15 protein-coding genes and 1 pseudogene are annotated in these 17,103 nt (G+C 66.1%); 9 read left to right on the plus strand and 7 right to left on the minus strand.

Annotated features, from left to right (window positions below; all coding sequences use genetic code 11):
- Nucleotides 1–41: 41 nt before the first annotated feature.
- From ACYVGK_RS01045 to ACYVGK_RS01060, 4 genes are all read left to right on the plus strand, one after another.
- Nucleotides 42–1,124 carry a sensor histidine kinase gene (locus ACYVGK_RS01045; protein ID WP_460731371.1) on the plus strand — a complete coding sequence of 361 codons (1,083 nt, stop codon included), beginning with the start codon at nucleotides 42–44 and terminating at the stop codon, nucleotides 1,122–1,124.
- Nucleotides 1,121–1,732, plus strand: coding sequence for an ANTAR domain-containing response regulator (locus ACYVGK_RS01050; RefSeq protein WP_460731372.1), 612 nt, complete (start codon nucleotides 1,121–1,123; stop codon nucleotides 1,730–1,732). Before ACYVGK_RS01045 ends, ACYVGK_RS01050 begins: the two co-directional genes overlap by 4 nt.
- Before the next feature lie 159 nt (nucleotides 1,733–1,891).
- Nucleotides 1,892–2,533, plus strand: coding sequence for a hypothetical protein (locus tag ACYVGK_RS01055; protein ID WP_460731373.1), 642 nt, complete (start codon nucleotides 1,892–1,894; stop codon nucleotides 2,531–2,533).
- A 121-nt stretch (nucleotides 2,534–2,654) separates the two neighbouring features.
- The gene (locus tag ACYVGK_RS01060; protein WP_460731374.1) at nucleotides 2,655–5,063 is read left to right on the plus strand and encodes a putative bifunctional diguanylate cyclase/phosphodiesterase; all 2,409 of its coding nucleotides are present in this window, start codon (nucleotides 2,655–2,657) and stop codon (nucleotides 5,061–5,063) included.
- Nucleotides 5,064–5,102: 39 nt separating this feature from the next.
- Here the strand turns inward: ACYVGK_RS01060 and ACYVGK_RS01065 are convergent, their stop codons facing one another.
- Both ACYVGK_RS01065 and ACYVGK_RS01070 read right to left on the minus strand, forming a co-directional pair.
- A complete protein-coding gene (locus ACYVGK_RS01065; RefSeq protein ID WP_460731375.1) occupies nucleotides 5,103–5,741 on the minus strand; it encodes a response regulator transcription factor in 639 nt (212 codons plus the stop codon).
- Nucleotides 5,738–6,853 carry a sensor histidine kinase gene (locus ACYVGK_RS01070; protein WP_460731376.1) on the minus strand — a complete coding sequence of 372 codons (1,116 nt, stop codon included), beginning with the start codon at nucleotides 6,851–6,853 and terminating at the stop codon, nucleotides 5,738–5,740. Before ACYVGK_RS01070 ends, ACYVGK_RS01065 begins: the two co-directional genes overlap by 4 nt.
- Nucleotides 6,854–7,000: 147 nt before the next feature.
- Here ACYVGK_RS01070 and ACYVGK_RS01075 point away from each other — a divergent pair, with 147 nt between their 5' ends.
- The 5 genes from ACYVGK_RS01075 to ACYVGK_RS01095 all read left to right on the plus strand — a co-directional run bounded on the left by ACYVGK_RS01075 (nucleotide 7,001) and on the right by ACYVGK_RS01095 (nucleotide 14,510).
- Entirely contained in the window at nucleotides 7,001–7,723 is a 723-nt protein-coding gene (locus tag ACYVGK_RS01075) for a hypothetical protein (protein ID WP_460731377.1), read from the plus strand.
- Nucleotides 7,724–7,808: 85 nt separating this feature from the next.
- Nucleotides 7,809–9,158 (plus strand): alpha/beta hydrolase family protein, encoded by a 1,350-nt coding sequence (locus tag ACYVGK_RS01080; RefSeq protein ID WP_460731378.1) that lies wholly within the window; start codon nucleotides 7,809–7,811, stop codon nucleotides 9,156–9,158.
- Nucleotides 9,159–9,509: 351 nt separating this feature from the next.
- The gene (locus ACYVGK_RS01085; RefSeq protein WP_460731379.1) at nucleotides 9,510–11,078 is read left to right on the plus strand and encodes an FG-GAP repeat domain-containing protein; all 1,569 of its coding nucleotides are present in this window, start codon (nucleotides 9,510–9,512) and stop codon (nucleotides 11,076–11,078) included.
- Between the two features lie 192 nt (nucleotides 11,079–11,270).
- Nucleotides 11,271–12,872, plus strand: a complete 1,602-nt coding sequence (locus tag ACYVGK_RS01090; protein ID WP_460731380.1) for an FG-GAP repeat domain-containing protein — start codon at nucleotides 11,271–11,273, stop codon at nucleotides 12,870–12,872.
- Nucleotides 12,873–12,917: 45 nt separating this feature from the next.
- The gene (locus ACYVGK_RS01095; RefSeq protein ID WP_460731381.1) at nucleotides 12,918–14,510 is read left to right on the plus strand and encodes an FG-GAP repeat domain-containing protein; all 1,593 of its coding nucleotides are present in this window, start codon (nucleotides 12,918–12,920) and stop codon (nucleotides 14,508–14,510) included.
- A gap of 16 nt (nucleotides 14,511–14,526) precedes the next feature.
- Here ACYVGK_RS01095 and ACYVGK_RS01100 read toward each other — a convergent pair whose 3' ends face one another.
- The 5 genes and pseudogenes from ACYVGK_RS01100 to phhA form a co-directional block, all read right to left on the minus strand.
- Nucleotides 14,527–14,841, minus strand: a complete 315-nt coding sequence (locus tag ACYVGK_RS01100) for an erythromycin esterase family protein (RefSeq protein WP_460732412.1) — start codon at nucleotides 14,839–14,841, stop codon at nucleotides 14,527–14,529.
- Nucleotides 14,739–15,044: pseudogene (locus tag ACYVGK_RS01105) on the minus strand (erythromycin esterase family protein); the annotation flags it as partial. The pseudogene ACYVGK_RS01105 and the gene ACYVGK_RS01100, both read right to left, overlap by 103 nt.
- Nucleotides 14,962–15,186 (minus strand): erythromycin esterase family protein, encoded by a 225-nt coding sequence (locus ACYVGK_RS01110; protein ID WP_460731383.1) that lies wholly within the window; start codon nucleotides 15,184–15,186, stop codon nucleotides 14,962–14,964. The gene ACYVGK_RS01110 and the pseudogene ACYVGK_RS01105, both read right to left, overlap by 83 nt.
- Nucleotides 15,187–15,273: 87 nt before the next feature.
- Nucleotides 15,274–15,915: a phosphoribosyltransferase gene (locus tag ACYVGK_RS01115; RefSeq protein WP_460731385.1), complete on the minus strand. Its 642-nt coding sequence runs from the start codon at nucleotides 15,913–15,915 to the stop codon at nucleotides 15,274–15,276.
- A 205-nt stretch (nucleotides 15,916–16,120) separates the two neighbouring features.
- On the minus strand, nucleotides 16,121–17,011 hold the full coding sequence (phhA, locus tag ACYVGK_RS01120) for a phenylalanine 4-monooxygenase (RefSeq protein ID WP_460731386.1): 891 nt from the start codon (nucleotides 17,009–17,011) through the stop codon (nucleotides 16,121–16,123).
- Between the last annotated feature and the right edge of the window lie 92 nt (nucleotides 17,012–17,103).

Genomic DNA, 17,103 nt, shown 5'->3' on the forward strand with positions numbered 1-17,103 from the left:
CATTGGACTAAGCTCGTCATACCTCCGACAGGAAGGCGGGAATGGATACCCTGGGGATCGCAATCGTCCTGCTTTTTGCCATAGCGATCCTCGCGTTCGCGCGGTGGTGGCGACAGCGCACGCGGCGCCATCAGGCGCAGCAGCTGGTCGCCGCTTTGGCGGCTTTGGTCCCGCAGGTCTCGACGGCGTTCGTGGCCTGGCACGCCCGCGATGGCGTCGCGCTGTGGAACGCAGCTGCGCACCAGCTGTTCGGAGCGACGGCCGACGAAGTCATGGGCAAGCCGGTGCCGGCGGGGTTGGCTTCGCTGCAACAGGCAGCCGTTGGGACAGAGGTGAAAGGCCGACGGCTGGTGCTGCGCCATGCCGATGGCAACGTAGTGCAAGCGATGGTGTCGCTGTGGTCATCGTCGGGACGCGATGCGTTGTTCGTCGCTACGATCGACGCCGTGACTCCGATGGCTGCGCCGGGGCCGGACGTTGCGCGCGCACAACGCGATGCCCTGGTGCGCGAGGTCCACCATCGGATCAAGAACAGCCTGCAGGGCGTGGCCGGATTGCTGCGCCAACACCTGTCCGACAAGCCCGCGTTGAAGCCATTGCTGGAAGCCGCATCGTCGCAGGTGGCGACGATCGCCGCGGTACACGGCCTGCACGGCGAAACCCACGGCACCCAGATCAACCTGCGCATGCTGGTGGCACGGGTGGCCGCTTCGGTGTCAGGGATCATGCACGTGCCCATCGTGTTGTCGGAGCGCTGTGTGCTGCTGGAAGCATTCACCGTCAACGAGGAAGAATCCGTGCCCGTAGCGATGGTGTTGAACGAACTCATCATGAATGCGGTCAAGCACCGCCGCGATGGGACGGGAACGGTGATCCTCGATGCGCGGGAGCGACCGCGCGAAGCGCAGATCCGGATCAGCAATCCCGGCGCACTACCGCTGGAGTTCGATTTCGCGAATGGAGTCCGATTGGGCAACGGCCTGGGCCTGATCCGCTCGCTGTTGCCGCGCCGCGGCGCCGGAATCGAGCTGCGGCAACAGGACGATTGCGTGATCGCGGCATTGACCTTGCGCGCGCCCGACGTGCTCGGCACCCGGTCCACGGGCATGGAGGCGGTGGCATGAATCGTTCGCGGCTGTTGATGGTGGATGACGATCGGCTGGTTTTGGCCACGCTGAGCCGCGGACTGCAGGGCGCCGGCTACGAGGTCGAAGTCGCGGAATCGGTCGAGGAAGCGCTGGCCGTGCTGGAGCAGTTCCGCCCCGACCTCGCCCTGCTCGACATCCGCATGGGCGAAACCGGGGGATTCGCCCTGGCGCGCGAGCTGCAGGCGCGCGCGGCGATTCCGTTCCTGTTCCTGTCGGCCTACAGCGATGCGGCCACGGTGGAGGAAGCCACCGAGCTGGGCGCGGCGGGCTTCCTGGTCAAGCCCGTCGACATCCCACAGCTGACCCCAGCCGTGGAAGCGGCGCTGAAGCGCGCGGCCGACCTGGCGCGCCTGCGCACAACGGGGCGCCAGCTGGAGCAGGCACTCGACCAGCAGCGTGGCGTGAACGTCGCGATCGGCATCCTGATGGAACGGCACCGGCTGTCGCGCAGCGAGGCCGAGACGCGCCTGCGCGAAACCGCGCGTGCGCAGCGCCGCAAGATGGCCGAGCTCGCCGAAGGCATCGTCCTCGCCGGCGACGCGCTGGCGCTCTCGGCGCTGGACGTGGAGCGGCGCGGAGCGTGACCGGGTCGGTTGACAGCCCGGGCCGGCTTCCCTAGCGTCAACCCGACCGTGGCGCCACGCCTTGCGCCCGGCCGGTCCGCTGCCTCGAACCGGCAGCACGCCCTTCCTGTTCGGCCCCGCACCCGCCGATCGCCCTGCGATGCGAGAGGTTGTGCGCCGATGGCTACCGACACCGTTTCCGATCCGCCGGGCTCACGGCCCGCCACCCCTTCCGCACCGGACGCCGCCGCCGACCAGCCCGGCAGCGACAAGTCCGTGGCATCGACGCTGGCGCGGCTGCTGCTGCGCCCGGTCGAGCACACGCTGCGCGTACGCGCGCTCGACCACGGCACGCTGTACCTGTGCTCGCGCACCCGGGTGCACTGCCTGGACTTTCCGCCGGCCCAGTTGAGCGAAGCGCTGGAAGCTACGCGCTTCGTGCTCACCGCCATTCCACCGGATGCGCCGGAGCTGGTGCTGCGTAGGCCCCAGGGCCTGCCGCTGGACGAATTGCTGTGGGCGATCGGCATGCACGCCGTGCGCGAACATCCGGGCGGCGCGAAAGAACGCCGCCGCCTGCGCCAATGGCCCGACTTCTCGCGGCTGCCGCATACCTCGACGCATCTGAAGGCGTGCACCGCGCTGACCGCGGGGGCGTTGAACGTGCGTGAACTGGCCGCGGCGTCCGGGATGAGCGAGCGCGAAGCCGACCACTTCCTGCAGGCCTGCCAGTTGTGCGGCCTGCTGGAGGAGCGCAGCGACGTGCTGGCGGAAGTAAAGCCAGGCCTGTTCGACCAACTCTGGCAGCGCTGGCTGAAGTAATCGCCATCACCCTGTGGTGACGCCGGAATGCGGGGCTGCCCTGGCCGCGCATCGGGACTTGGTGTCTGCGAATTTGCGTGTAAATTCGCAGACAGGTGGGCCAGCTCCTGGGGCGGGAACCATGCACACGGAAGTGGCGGCAGCACGCGAGGCGTCCTGGCAGCTATCCGGCGCGAAGGGGCCGCGTTGGCGCATGTGGCTGGGCTGCGCCGCCCTGGTCATCGCCGCGGCCGTGGCCACCGCCGTGTCCGCTGCGGTCATCGAGATCCAGGCCGGTGCGACCGCCTATCTGGTCGGCGAAGGGCACTGGTCACGCGCGCGACTGGAGACGGTGTACCACCTGCATCGCTATTCGCTGCAGGGCGATCCGCGTGAGTTGCAACTGGCCCGTAAGGCGCTGGAAGTACCGCTGGGCGATCGCGCCGGACGCCTGGCGCTGGAACGCAGCCCCGTCGATCTCATCGCCGCGCATGACGGCTTCAAGGCCGGGCGCAATGCCGAAGCGGATATTCCGCGTCTGATCTGGGTGTACCGCTATCTGCACGGCGCGCCTTACATCACCGATGCGGTGAAGATCTGGCGCGAGGCCGAACCGCACATCTTTCGCCTGCAGTCGATCGCCGACGCGCTGGAAGCGCACTGGCGCCAACCGGGTGCGACCGCGGCGGGCCCCGAAGTCCGCGCGGAACTCGACCGCATCAGCAACACGCTGCAGCCGATGGAGCGCCAGTTCGCCAACACCCTGCTCGACGGCGTGGCGAAGATGCGGCTGCTGCTGCTGGTCGTCAGCAGCATCCTGTTCCTGGTGATCGCCGGATTGGCGGTACTGGCGTACTGGACGTCGATCCGGCGCGTGCGCGCGACCGAGAGCCGCTTCCACGCCGCGTTCCAGCAGGCCAGCGTGGGCATGGCCAAGCTGTGCCAGCGCGGCGTGATCGTCGCGGCCAATGAAGAACTCGCGGCCATGCTGCATTACCCGGTCGATACGCTGGTGGGCACGCAGTTCCGCGACTACCTGGTGGGCGGTGCGGCCGTGGGCGAAGCGTGGATGGACGGCTCCACGCCGGTGGAGCGCAAGGTGCGGCGTTCGGACGGGACCGAATTCTGGGGTCGGGTGACGCCGTCGACGGTGCAGATCGAAGAAGGCGAGGGGCGCGTGTTCCTGATCGTTGAAGACGTTTCCGAAGCGCGCCAGCTCGCGCAGACCCTGGCCTACCAGGCCAACCACGACGCGCTCACCGGGCTGATCAATCGACGCGAGATCGAACAACGACTCGAAGCGCTGCTCCTGCAGGCGCACGAGGAAGATCGCCAGCACACGCTGTGCTTCCTCGATCTCGACCAGTTCAAGCTGGTCAACGATACCTGCAGCCATGCCGCCGGCGACGAAGTCCTGCGCCTGATCGCCTCGACCCTACCCGCGCATCTGCGCGCCGACGACTGGATGGGGCGATTGGGCGGCGACGAATTCGCGGTGTTGTTGCGCAACACGCCGATCGATCTCGCCACCGCACTGGCCACACGCTTCAACCAGGTACTCGCCGATACCTACTTGCTGTGGGAGGGCCGGCATTTCGCTTTGACTGCGAGCATCGGCTTGGTCGAGATCAATGCCGACAGTCCCAGCGTGGGCTGGCTGCTGCGCGCGGCCGACACCGCGTGCTATCTGGCCAAGGATGCGGGCCGCAACCGCATCCAGGTGTATGTCGAGGGCGACAGCGAAGTCGCGCAGCGCCATCGCGAGATGTTCTGGGTCAACCAGACGCGCGCGGCAATCGCCGAGGATCGCCTGCAACTGTTCGCGCAGCGCATCGCGCCGCTGGACCCGCGCGAAGGCGGCCTATGTTACGAGGTGTTGGTCCGGCTGCTCGATGCCGGCGGCAACTTGTGCAGTCCCAACTCGTTCCTGCCTGCGGCGGAACGCTACGGCCAGGCCACTGCGATCGACCTGCACGTGCTGACCATGACCCTGCACACCCTGTCGGATCATCCGGTCCATCTCGCACAGCTGGAGCTGTGCCACATCAACGTGTCCTGCCTGTCGGTGGTCTCGTCGGACTTCTGCGATCGCGTGCTGGCGCTGCTCGACGACCATCCGGAGATCGCGCCCAAGCTGTGCTTCGAGCTGACCGAGACCGCGTCGATCGACCGGCTGTCGCGCGCGCACGCCTTCATCGATGCGGTGCACAGCCGCGGCTGCCAGGTAGCGCTGGACGACTTCGGCAGCGGCCTGGCGTCGTTCGCCTATCTCAAGAGCCTGCCGATCGACATCCTCAAGATCGACGGCCTGTTCGTGCACGACATCGATACCAACGACCTCGATTACGCCGTAGTCCGCGCGGTGACCGAGGTGGCGCGCTCGCAGGGCAAGCGCACCGTGGCGGAATGGGCGGAAACCGAGGCGGTGCTGCAGCGGTTGCGTGAAATCGGCGTGGATGCGGTGCAGGGCTACGCGATCCACAAGCCGTGTCCGTTGCACGAATTGATCCGGCAGGTCAGCCCGGTCGCCGCCGAGGCGAGCCTGGTGTGACGCGAAGTGAACCTCAGATCACCCGCAGCGTGACGAGCTTCAGATCACGCGCAGCGTGATCGCCTTGAGCACCGCGCGGGTGCGATCGCGGGTGTCGAGTTTTTCCAGGATCACCGACACGTAATTCTTCACCGTGCCTTCGGCCAGGAACAGCGTGCGCGCGATTTCCTTGTTCGAATAACCGCCGGCAAGCAGGCGCAGGATCGCCACTTCGCGTTCGCTGAAGCGCTCCTTGGGCGCGTCCTGGGCATGGAACTGGTAGCGCGCGCGCACCGCATCGGTGCTCACCGGCTGCAGCAGTGTTTCGCCGCGGGCGACGCGCGCGATGGCGTCGTGCAGGTCCTCGGGCGCGGCGTCCTTGAGCAGGAAGCCCTGCGCACCGGCTTCGGTGGCGCGCAACAGCAGCTCACTTTCGTCGAAGGTGGTGAGCAGTAGCACCGGGGTGAGGTCGCCGCGTGCGCGCAGGCGCTGCAGCGCTTCGATGCCGTCGACGCCGGGCATGCGGATGTCGCTCAGCACCACGTCCACCGGTTGCGCGGCGAGCTGTTCCAGCAGTGTCTCGCCGCTGTCGGCCTCGAAGGCGATGACGATGCCCTGGCGCTCGAGCAAGGCACGCAGGCCGGCGCGCACCAGGGCCTGGTCGTCGGCGAGGGCGATGCGAATGGGGGATGACGTCATAACGGCAGGCTCGCCTCGATGCGCAGCGCACCGCGCGCGTTGGTCGACAGGGCCAGCGTGCCACCGGCGGCGTTAAGGCGTTCGCGCATGCCGGACAGGCCGTTGCCTTCGCGGATCGCGCCGCGCACGTGACCGTCGTCCTCCACGTTCACGGCCAGACGGTTGCCATCGCGCTGCAGGCGCACGCGTACCGTTTCGGCTTCGGCATGACGCGCGCTGTTGGTCAGCGCTTCCTGGACCAGACGCAGCACCGCTTCGGCGACCGCGGGATCGGTCACCTGCACATCGCTGGCGATCGACAGCTGCAGCATCGGCTTGGGCATCGGCGCGGCCAGGGCGCGCAGCGCGGTGCCCAGATCGAGTCCGCGCGAATCGCGCATCGCCTGCACGACATTGCGGATGTCGCCTAGCAGTTCCGCCGACATCTGCTGTGCCACCGCGAGCTCGTGGCGACCGGCATACGCGGGATCCGCGGCCAGTGCGCGCAAGTTGAGGGTGAGTGCGGTGAGCTTGTGCCCGGCCACGTCGTGCAGTTCGCGCGCGACGCGCAGGCGCTCGGCGTCGCGCGCGGAGTCGGCGAGCAGGGCGCGCGTGGCGAGCAGATCGGCATTGACCAGGGCGAGGCGATCGCGCGCCTGTTCGGCGCTGCTGGCGTAGTACGCGCACAGCGCGGCGAACATCTGGAAGCCGAAGTTGATCACGGTGATGGTCAGCGGCGAGCGGAAGCCGGAGTCGCGCACCAGCAGGTAGTAGACGATGTCGACCAGCACCACGGTCACCACCGCCCGCCGCAACGACGCGTACGACGCCAGTTGCGCGGTCCAGATCACCAGCAGCACCTGCGCGGTACCGGGGCGTGGATCGAGCCACACCAACACCAGCGCGACCAATGCTTCGAACACCAGCAGGGCCACCGACCACGCGCGCTGGCGCTGGCCGAAGCCGACATGCAGGCCCTGCAGCAGGAAGGCCAGCAGCCAGGCGACCAGCAGGATCCAGCCCAGGGCGAGCCGATCGGGCGACATGAAACGCATCGACAGCGCCACCGCCAGCCAGGTGAGCAGGGCGGCGGCGTGCAGAGGCGTGAACAGAGGGCGTAGACGTTGCAGCATGGCCGTCATGCTGCGGTCGCGGTCCGGGCGAGGCAATGCCTTGCGTGCAGAAAGTGACTTCCGGCACCTCGTGGCGATGACTGCGGGCACTGCGGTCGCGTGGAACCGGCGGCAATCCTGTGGCCACCTGTCTTCCGGAGCCGCCGCATGACTTCCTATCAATTGCTCGTCGCCGCGCACGGTGGAATCGGCGTGGCCGCATTGGCGTCGTTCTGGAGCGCCGCGTTCCTGCGCAAGGGCAGCCCGCTGCACCGTCGTGCCGGGCAGGTCTTCCTGCTAGCGATGACCGCGATCATCGTGACCGGACTGCCGCTGGCCCTGTACCGCTTCGTGCAGGGCCAGACCGTGACCGGCGCGTTCCTCGCTTATCTGCTGGTGATCACCGCGACCGGCACCTGGAGTTCGTGGCGCGCGATCCGCGACAAGCACGACGTCGTGCGTTACACGGGCGCGATCTATCGTGCATTGGCATGGGTCAGCCTCGCCGCCGGCGTTGCCGTGCTGGCATTGGGCTGGAAGGTCGGATCGCCGTTGCTGATGGGCTTCTCGGTGGTCGGTCTGTTCACCGGCCAGGACATGCTGCGCAAGCGTCGCCATCGCGCCCGCCTTGCGGCCCAACCGCGCTGGTGGCTGATCGAGCACTACAGCGCGATGCTCGGCAATGGCGTCGCCACCCACATCGCGTTCCTTGGGATCGGCCTGCCGCGCCTGTTGCCTTCGGTGAACGGCGTCGCCTTGCACTACGCGGCCTGGTTCGCACCGCTGGTGATCGCGGTGATCGCGAAGATCGTGCTGGATCGGCGCTGGAAGCCGAAGCCGAAGGCGAAGGCATCGGCCCCCAATCTCATCGGCACGGCGCGCTCGGCATGAAGGGCATGACTGATGGCAGGGTGTTAAACCGCCACGCGCGATTCGACATCCATGCACAAACTGACCGCAACAAAGGATCGTTGAAATGAAGTCGAAGTACGCCGCTCCCGCTTTGCTGCTGACGCTGGCTTTCAGCGCCCATGCTTTCGCCGCCGAAACCGGCGCGCGCTGCCATACCGGCGCCTATCGCCTCGACGATGGCCGCTTCATCGACGTCACCGCGCTCAACGATCCGGAACAACTGCGCTGGCGCATGCTCGACGGCCGCAGTGGCCGGCTCACCCACAACGCGGAGGGGCAGTGGAGCAGCACGCTGGGCTGGACCGAGCGACCCGACGGCATGCGTTTCGCTTTCGGCAGTTGCGAGCAGGCAAGCATCCGCGTGGATGGCCACGCCGGGCGCAAGCAGGAGTTCGTGATCACCGAGACGAGTTTCGCCGGCAACGGCGTGACCCTGCACGGTCGCCTGGTATTGCCCAAGGGCCACCAGCGCGTGCCGATCGTGGTGGAAGTGCACGGCTCGGAGGACTACTCCGCGGTGCAGAACTACCACACGCAGTACCTGTATCCGGCGCACGGCATCGGTGTGTTCGTCTACGACAAGCGCGGCACCGGTGGCTCGACCGGGCAATACACGCAGGACTTCCATCTGCTGTCCGACGATGCCAAGGCCGCACTGGCCGAAGCGCGTCGTCTTGCCGGCAAGCGCGTGGCACGAATCGGCTTCGACGGCGGTAGCCAGGGTGGCTGGGTCGCACCGCTCGCCGCAAGCAAGAGCGATGCGGACTTCGTCGTGGTCAGCTTCGGCATGGCCGACAGCCCGTTGTCCGAGGATCGCGACCAGGTGCTGACCGATCTGCGCGCCGCCGGCTTCACCGATGCCACGACCTTGGCGCAGGCGAGCGAGGTGAGCGACGCGACCGGACAGATCGTCGCCTCGCACGGGGCGCGCGGTTGGGAACAGCTCGAGGCGGTGCGCGCGAAGTACGCAAAGCAGCCGTGGTGGAGCGCGATGAAGGGCGAGTACACCGGCCTGGTGGTGAGCCATACCCGCGAGGAGTTGCTGGCGCTGGCGCCGACGATGGACAAGGGCACTACCTGGGACTACGACCCGATGCCGGTCCTGCGTGGCCTGCAAGTGCCGGAACTGTGGGTGCTCGGCGGATCCGACATCGAAGCGCCGCCCGAAGAGACGCGCCGTCGCCTGCTGTCGCTGCAACGCGAAGGCCGACCGATCAGCACGGTGGTGTTCCCCGACACCGACCACGGCATCCTTGAATTCGAGACCGCCGCCGACGGCGAGCGCAAACACACGCGTCATGCGGATGGCTACTACCGCTTGCTGATCGACTGGATCAAGAGCGGCAAGCTGGGCGCCGGGCCATACGGGCGTGCCGAGATTGCGCTGTCGGCGAGAGTCGCCGCAGGGCGTTGAGCAGGTGTTCAACGCCGGGTCGCCCCAAGGCCTTCGCTTCAAGTAATGCTGGCGATGCGCATCCACATCGCATCGCCAGCAGGTGCCCCAGATTGATGGAGAACGGCGGCGCTGGTTCGCGCCACTTCGAATCGCAGGTCTCGCCGCCGTTCCCGCGCCGCCGAGAGAACGCAATAGCATTCCGGCCATCGCGGTTGTCCGGCCATCGGCCGCGCCTTACCATTTACGCGGGGAATTTCAGTAAGCCAGGGCGCGATCCCTCAACGGCGGTAACGCGTGGGAACCTGCGTCCGATCCGCACTCCTGGTGTCAACATCGCGGCATGGCGACCGTCGGCAATGGGAGAACTGGATGCGCAAGATCGCGGTTGGAGTTGTTGCAGGATTGACGTTCGCTTCGGGCGCGGCGCAGGCGGCCTACAGCGTCGGCAACCAGCAGAAAATCACCATGCCGGGCCCGGTCTGGCAGGTGAAGATCGGCGACGTCACCGGCGATGGTCGCAATGACGTGATCGCGCTGACCAACAACGAAGGGACGAGCAAACTGCATGTGTTCGCCCAGAAGGCCGATGGCACGCTGACCAATCCGCCACGGATCTATTCGCTGCCCTACGGGTCCCGTAGCCTTGCATTGGGCGATCTGAACCGCGATGGCATCCAGGACGTGGTCGTGGGCAGCGTGGGCAGCGAAGGCGCGATTACGGTACTCAGTAGCGACGTCACCGCGCCGATACCGCTCAAGGTGCGCACGTGGAACACCGGCGCACCCATGACGCACATTGCGCTGGGGAAGATCGACCGCGACGATTTCCTCGATGTGGTGGTCATCGGCTTTTCCGCGCCCATCCAATATTTTCGCGGCGATGGCGCCGGTGCCTTGCAGCCGGCGCCAATCAAGTTGTTGCGCACCAATGCGTTCATTGCGTCGCCGTCGCTGGAAGCCGTGGATGTCGATGGCAATGGCGCCGCCGACGTGATCGCCACCGATTTCTCCACTGGCGCCGTCCATATCCTCTACAACAATCAGGGCGGCTTCTTCCGCTCCGAGATCATCGATCCGGGCTTCCCGGTCTCGAAGGCAACGGCGCGCGACGTGAACGGCGATGGTCGGGCGGACCTGATCGTCACCAACGCTTCCCTGCTGTACATCTACTACCAGCAACCGACTGGCGAACGGTTTCCGCAAGCCGATGTCGCCATCAAGGTTGCCTACATCCTGGCCGCCGACCCTGTCCTGGCCCAAGACCTGGACAACGATGGCGATACGGATCTGTTGACGTCGCCTTCGCCCAAGTTCGGGCTGGTCACCAATAACGGCCAGGCGCTCGGCACCGAGGTCCTGCAGGACGCCTCTTTGAGTGAAGTCACGAACATAGCGGCGGGCGACATCAATAGCGATGGTTGTCCCGATGTCGTCGCTGGCAGTTTCTACGCCGTGCTCGGAGTGATTTACGGCAGCGGCTGCACCGGCAGCGCACCGGCGCCCAAGCCCGACCTTGCGCTGGATCTGACCGCCAGCGCCACCGCCGCGAAGATCAAGCTCTCGACCATCTATTCGGCGATGCCGATCAACCAGCCACTGGTGGAGATCGCCTTCTCGCTCACCGCAGGCAGCATTCAGGTCGGCACGCTGCCGGCCAACTGCGAACTGCGCTCGCAGAGCGTCAACAAGGCGCGCGTCGATTGCCTGGTGGCATCGATGGGCTCGGCCACCAGCAAGCAATTGAGCATTCCGGTGCAGATCACCACGCCGCCGGGCGTGCGTGCGCGCCTGGGCGTCGCGGCCCGCGCGCTCACCGATACGCGGGAGTTGTCGAAGACCAACAACGCGGCCAGCGTGACCGTGGGCATCGTGCCGGTCGCGACCATCGTTCCGACCCGAATGCAGAAGGTCCAGATCCGGAGCGATCGCAACCGGTAGTCGGCAGGAGCTCGCGGCGATTGCCGATCCAACCACCGACCCTTACGATTCACGCGGGGAATTCCAAAGAAGCCCGGGTGTGAATCCGTATCGTCGGCGGCGCGCTGCGTTCTGCGCCCGATTCGTGGGCTAAAGAAGTCCTGGAAACGGCCTGGCACCCGCCATGCCGACCGTCGGCACTGGAGAAACTGGATGCGGAAGATCGCGTGTGGCGTTGTTGCGGGCTTGGCGCTCGTTTCGGGGGTGGCACAGGCTGCTTACAGCCTCGGCAACCAGGTGAGTATCACCTTGGCGGGAGCGGTGTGGCAGGTCCGGATCGGCGATGTCACCGGCGACGGTCGCAATGACGTGGTTGCGCTCACCAACAATAACGGCACCAGTAAGTTGCATGTATTCGCCCAGAAGACCGATGGCACGCTGACCAATCCGCCGCGGGTCTACGCATTGCCGGAAAGTGCGATGGCGATGGAAATGGCCGACCTGAACCGCGATGGCATCCAGGACGTGGTGGTCGGTGGCTATTCCACGCTCACCGTCCTGCGCAGTGATACGGTCACGCCGGTTCCATTGAAAGTCACCACCTGGACCACGGGTACGAATTCGACCCGCATCGGGTTGGCCAAGATCGATCGCGACGATTTTCTGGATATCGTGAGCACCAGCAGCTCCCGGGCGGCCCTGTATTTCCGAGGCGACGGTAAGGGTGGCTTGTCGCCGACGCCGCTGGCGCTGTCGCGCAGCAACACGCTTGTTACATCGTCGTGGCCACTCGAGTTGGCTGACGTCGATGGCAATGGCGCCGCGGACATCCTCTCCACCGACTTCCACGGCATCGTGCACATCACGTACAACAACCACGGTCACGACTTCCTCCGTTCCGAAACCATCGATCCGGGCTTTCCGGTTTCGAAGGTAGTGGCGCGCGACATCAACGGCGATGGCCTGACGGACCTGATCGTAAGTGGCTGGTCCGGTGGCGAGGTTTCGCGCGTGATGATGTATGTCTATTACCAGCAGCCCAGGGGGGAACGTTTTCCCCAGGGCGATGTTTCCTTGAACCTCATCAACGCGCAGTGGGGGCTTTCGTTCGATCCTTTCCTGGCCCAGGACCTGGATAACGATGGCGATGTGGACCTGCTGACAGCGCATCCGAGCGGGTCCTCCCAGTTCGGCCTGCTGGCCAACAATGGCGATAGCCTGGGCGCGGAAGTGCTGCAGAACGCCTCGTGGGGCGACGCCACGAACCTGGCGGCGGGCGACATCAACGGCGACGGCTGCGCGGATGTGGTGGTCGCAAGCAGCTACGGCTTTGTAGGCTTGATCTACGGCAGCGGCTGTACTGCCAGCGCAGCGGCAAACAAGCCAGACTTGAGATTGGGCCTTAGCGCGACGGCCACGGCCGCCACCATCAAGCTCTCCACCATCTATTCGACGCTGTCGATCAATCAGCCGCTGGTGGAGGTCGCCTTCTCGCTTACCGCGGGCAGCCTGGAAGTCGGCACGCTGCCGGCCAACTGCCAATTGCGCTCGCAGAGCGTCAGCAAGGCACAGGTCGACTGCCTGGTCGCGACGATGGGCGCTGCCGCCAGCAAGCAACTAAGCATCCCCGTACAGGTCACCACGCCACCGGGCGTACGAGCACGGCTAGGCGTTGCGGCGCGCGCGCTCACCGATAGCGCCGAAACATCCAAGGCTAACAATGCCGCCACCGCAACCGTTGGCATCGTGCCTGTCCCGGTCATCGTCCCTACCCGAACCGGGAATCTCCAGACCCGAACCGAAGCCGTCCGGTAATCGGGAAAGCACGGATCGGCCGCGTTGCCGCCAAGGTGTAAAGACATGCAAATGAAAGCGTTGAAGATGGCGGCACTGATCGCGGCCGGCCTTTGCTGCGGCACTGCGCAGGCGGCGTACAGCTGGGCCAACCCGGTGTCGTTCAAGGTGGACGACTCGACGTTCGGCTCAGCCATTGGCGACGTTACCGGTGATGGCCGCAATGACCTTGTCATCACCGGCGCCAGCGGTACCGGCAGCAAGGTGTACGTCTATGCGCAGAAGGGGGATGGAACCCTGAACACTTCGCCGCAGGTCTATTCGCTGGATGTCGGCACGAGCGCCTTGGCAATGGGCGACCTCAACCAGGATGGCATCCAGGACGTCGTTCTGGGCCAGAACGGATTCATCACCACACTAGTGAGCAATGCGGCCCATCCTGGATCGCTGACGAAACAAACCCTCACCACCGGCGTGACTTCGTTTCGCGTCGGATTGGCGCACATGGACCTGGACGGGACGCTGGACGTCGTCAGCACCAATGGCGCTGTGATGCCGCTCACGCGGCCCATGTACTTCCGTGGCAAAGGCGATGGCACGCTGGATCCGCGTCCGGTGATTCTGGGGCGTTCGTTCGAGTCGGGTTGGACGCTCAAAGCCAGCGACGGAGAAGGCCTGCGCGAGAACCTGCTGATGACCGATTCCAGCGGGCGTGCGCAGTTGATCAGGAAGGATCCTGGCCGCGCTCCGACGGCCCCGATCAAGATCGACCCCGGTTTCGTCGTGGAGGACGCGCTACTCGCGGACTACACCGGCGACGGCCATGACGATCTCGTCGTCGTCGGCACCGGCGGCTACTACGACACGTTGCTGTACGTGTACGACCCCAGGCAAAGTCCGGATTACGCGCAAGCCGCGGCGAGCCTGCAAAGCTGGAGATTCCTGTCGTTCAATCCCCTGCTGGGTGGGGACCTGAATGGAGACGGTCGTGCCGACCTGGTGGTCAATCACAACGGCAGAGTTGGCTTGTTCCTGCAGGGATCCAATGGGCTGGGCAGCGAGCAGGAGCTCCCCTGGACCCTGACCAACGCCACCTCGCTGAAAGCCGGCGATCTCAACAGCGATGGCTGCCCGGATATCGCCACCACGTCGTTGAGCGTCTGGGTCACGGTCTTCTATGGCAGCGGCTGTGTCGGCCCGGTGCCACCGAAGCGGCCCGACCTCCGGATGGCGGTGTCCACCACGCTGGACGCCGCCACGGTGACGTTGTCGACCACCTTCGCGCAGACTCCGATCAACGCCCCGCTGGTGGAAATAGCGCTTTCGGTTTCGACCGGCAGCCTTGAGCTCGGCGAGCTTCCGGCGAACTGCGTCGTGCGATCCCAGAGCCCCAGGACGCGCAAGGTCGACTGCCTGACCGCGAGCCTGGGTTCAAACCTCACGCGGACGATCAGCCTGCCAATCGTGGTGGCCGCCGATTCGACGCGGCGTTCCCAGCTCGTGGTGTCCGCGCGGGCGCTGACCGATACCCCGGAACTGTCGAAGAGCAACAATGCGGCTTCCGTGACGAAGGGCATCGCGCCTGCCGCCGGCGTCGGTCCGACTCGCGCTGGGGCGATCACGGCGAAGAAGCAAGCCCGCGCGCAAGTGCTCAAGTAGCGAAGGCGAGCAGGCTTCATAACCCGCTCGGCCACGTCTCCGGCGGTTCCTCGTGATGCCACCGCGATGGATCATTGAGATCGAGTTGGAAACGCGACATCCCGATCTCATGGAGCAACGCTTCGTAGCTGCCGGCCAAGCCGGGACGCACACGGCGACGTCGCGCAGGTTCATCCCAGTCGCCAGCGGCGGTGACGCTGCCGCGATAGGTACTGAGCCAACCAGCACGGCATCCTTGCGGTGGCGTTCCCCCAGCTGGCCGAGGTTTCGTTCGCCACGCGCGCCCATTTCGGTAGCGCGCGCATCGCCCAGATGCGAGTTGTGCGCCCAGATCTTTTCCTTACATCCGCGTCGCGCGCCGCGCTCGATCAGCGCCTGCAGCGTTTCCATGTGGGCGTCGCGAAGGTTCCATGAGCTGGACCCAGCCGCGGAACATACTGCGGTAGTAGGCCTAGGCGGTGAGGGCCAGGCGCGCGTTCTGTTCGGCGAAGAACCCGTCGTCGTCGCGATCGTCACTGTCGACCGCATGGGCATCGATGCGAGCGGCGCGATGGCGCAACTCCACGAGCTGCGCGACGACTTCGTTCTCACAACTGGGCGCAAGCTCGAAGCCAGTTGCATAGCCGTAGGCCTGTACGTCCTCGCCGAAATAGCCGAAGCATTCGCCCAACAACACCAGCGAAGCCGCGCCGATGCATTCAAGCAGCGCGTCGTAATCGCACGCGGGGGGACGCGCTCTGTATCGCAGCGGCCGACGGCAAAGTCATGGCCACCTGCTTGCTTTCAGTTGCGCGCGCACCTCTTCATCCGAGGTCTGGGTGAAGTCGTCGTACCACATGCCCACGCCACTGAAGGCCGCGGGAGTGCGCACGCACACCACTTCATCGGCTTCGCGGCGCAGCAGCGCGCAGGCTTCGCCGGCGCCGACCGGTACCGCCACCACCACCCGCGCCGGATGCCACGCTCGCAGGGCCTTCACCGCGGCACGCATGGTCGCGCCGGTGGCGAGGCCGTCGTCTATGACGATTGCGGTCCGGCCGTCGAGCTCGAGCGCGGGGCGATCGCCGCGATAGGCGTGTTCGCGCCGTTCCAGTTCCTGCTGCTCGCGCGCGGCCACGGCTTCGACGTGGGTCATGCCGTTGCGCAGGCTTTGCACGATGCTTTCGTTGAGTACGCGCACGCCGCCGCTGGCGATCGCGCCCATAGCGAGTTCTTCCTGGCCGGGCACGCCGAGCTTGCGCACCAGGAATACATCGAGCGGTGCGTGCAGCGCCTGCGCGACTTCGTAAGCCACCGGCACGCCGCCGCGCGGAAGTGCCAGCACGACCACGTCGTCGCGCCCGGCGTAGTGGCTCAGCACCTGCGCCAACAGCGTCCCGGCATGGCGGCGATCGCGGAAGTTCATGCCGCCGCTCCGGTGCGCGGCAACTGCAATCGCGTCGGCACGATTTCGACGCCGGTGCGGACGACGGTGGCGGCGTTGGCGTCCATGCGCGCAGCGTAGGCGGGCGGCGGTGAGTGATCCGCGAAGCGCAGCCCCGCTTGCGTAAGCACCTGAAAATGAAAAGGGGCGCGTTCGCGCCCCTTGGAAAACGTTGATTGCGAGGACCTTACACGTCGCCGTCCTGCAGCCAGCCCTCGCCGGTACCGCGGTTGAACACCGCATCGGTATCGAGAACATTGCCGGCCGGAATCGATTCCTGCTGCGCCAGCTTCGCGTAGATCGGAGTGAAGTCCGGCGTCGTCGCTTCCATCAGCTGTTCGTAGCTGTCGATGACGAAGTAGGTCTTCTGGTAGGTGTCGATGCGGTAGCGCGTGCGCATGATCCGCTCGAGATCGAAACCGATGCGGTTGGGCGCGGCGTTCTCCAGGCAGTAGATCGATTCGCCCTTGGACGAGACGATGCCGCTGCCATAGATGCGCAGGCCATCGGGTTGCCTGATCAGGCCGAACTCCACCGTGTACCAGTACAGGCGGGTCAGGTTGACCAGCGCTTCCGGGCCGATCGCGTGCGCCTTGACGCCGCCGCGGCCGTACGCGGCCATGTAGTCGGCGAACACCGGGTTCATCAGCAGCGGCACATGGCCGAACAGGTCGTGGAACAGGTCCGGCTCGCTTAGGTAATCGAGCTGCTCGGGCTTGCGGATCCACCAGGTCACCGGGAAGCGACGATTGGCCAGATGCTCGAAGAAGGTGAGTTCCGGCAGCAGGCCCTCGACGCCGATCAGCTCCCAGCCGGTCGCCTTGCGCAGCACCGCGTTGAGTTCGTCGAACTTCGGGATGCGGTCGGGCGCCATGCCCATCGCGCGCTGGTTGCGCAGGAACTCGTCCGAGGCGCGGCCGACCAGGATGTCCTGCTGGCGCGCGAACAGGGTCGCCCAGACCTCATGGTCGGTACTGGTGTAGCTGGACCAGGGCTGCTCGACCACGGCCGTGGTGTAGACCGGGACGTAGCCCTTGTCGGTGAGCTGGTGTTCGACGCGGCTGGGCGTGGTGTTCACGGCAAGTCCTGGGCGAGGGGGCTTTGTAGAGCGGAGCTTGCTCCGCTGCCTTTCGGTCGGAGCACGGGGCAGGCACAAGCAGCGGAGCGAGC

The sequence above is a fragment of the Lysobacter tyrosinilyticus genome (assembly GCF_054779815.1).

Excerpts from the sequence above, each read along its gene's own strand:
- ACYVGK_RS01045 (WP_460731371.1), top strand. The coding sequence starts at position 42 with ATGGATACCCTGGGGATCGCAATCGTCCTGCTTTTTGCCATAGCGATC.
- ACYVGK_RS01050 (WP_460731372.1), top strand. The coding sequence starts at position 1,121 with ATGAATCGTTCGCGGCTGTTGATGGTGGATGACGATCGGCTGGTTTTG.
- ACYVGK_RS01055 (WP_460731373.1), top strand. The coding sequence starts at position 1,892 with ATGGCTACCGACACCGTTTCCGATCCGCCGGGCTCACGGCCCGCCACC.
- ACYVGK_RS01060 (WP_460731374.1), top strand. The coding sequence starts at position 2,655 with ATGCACACGGAAGTGGCGGCAGCACGCGAGGCGTCCTGGCAGCTATCC.
- ACYVGK_RS01065 (WP_460731375.1), bottom strand. The coding sequence starts at position 5,741 with ATGACGTCATCCCCCATTCGCATCGCCCTCGCCGACGACCAGGCCCTG.
- ACYVGK_RS01070 (WP_460731376.1), bottom strand. The coding sequence starts at position 6,853 with ATGCTGCAACGTCTACGCCCTCTGTTCACGCCTCTGCACGCCGCCGCC.
- ACYVGK_RS01075 (WP_460731377.1), top strand. The coding sequence starts at position 7,001 with ATGACTTCCTATCAATTGCTCGTCGCCGCGCACGGTGGAATCGGCGTG.
- ACYVGK_RS01080 (WP_460731378.1), top strand. The coding sequence starts at position 7,809 with ATGAAGTCGAAGTACGCCGCTCCCGCTTTGCTGCTGACGCTGGCTTTC.
- ACYVGK_RS01085 (WP_460731379.1), top strand. The coding sequence starts at position 9,510 with ATGCGCAAGATCGCGGTTGGAGTTGTTGCAGGATTGACGTTCGCTTCG.
- ACYVGK_RS01090 (WP_460731380.1), top strand. The coding sequence starts at position 11,271 with ATGCGGAAGATCGCGTGTGGCGTTGTTGCGGGCTTGGCGCTCGTTTCG.
- ACYVGK_RS01095 (WP_460731381.1), top strand. The coding sequence starts at position 12,918 with ATGCAAATGAAAGCGTTGAAGATGGCGGCACTGATCGCGGCCGGCCTT.
- ACYVGK_RS01115 (WP_460731385.1), bottom strand. The coding sequence starts at position 15,915 with ATGAACTTCCGCGATCGCCGCCATGCCGGGACGCTGTTGGCGCAGGTG.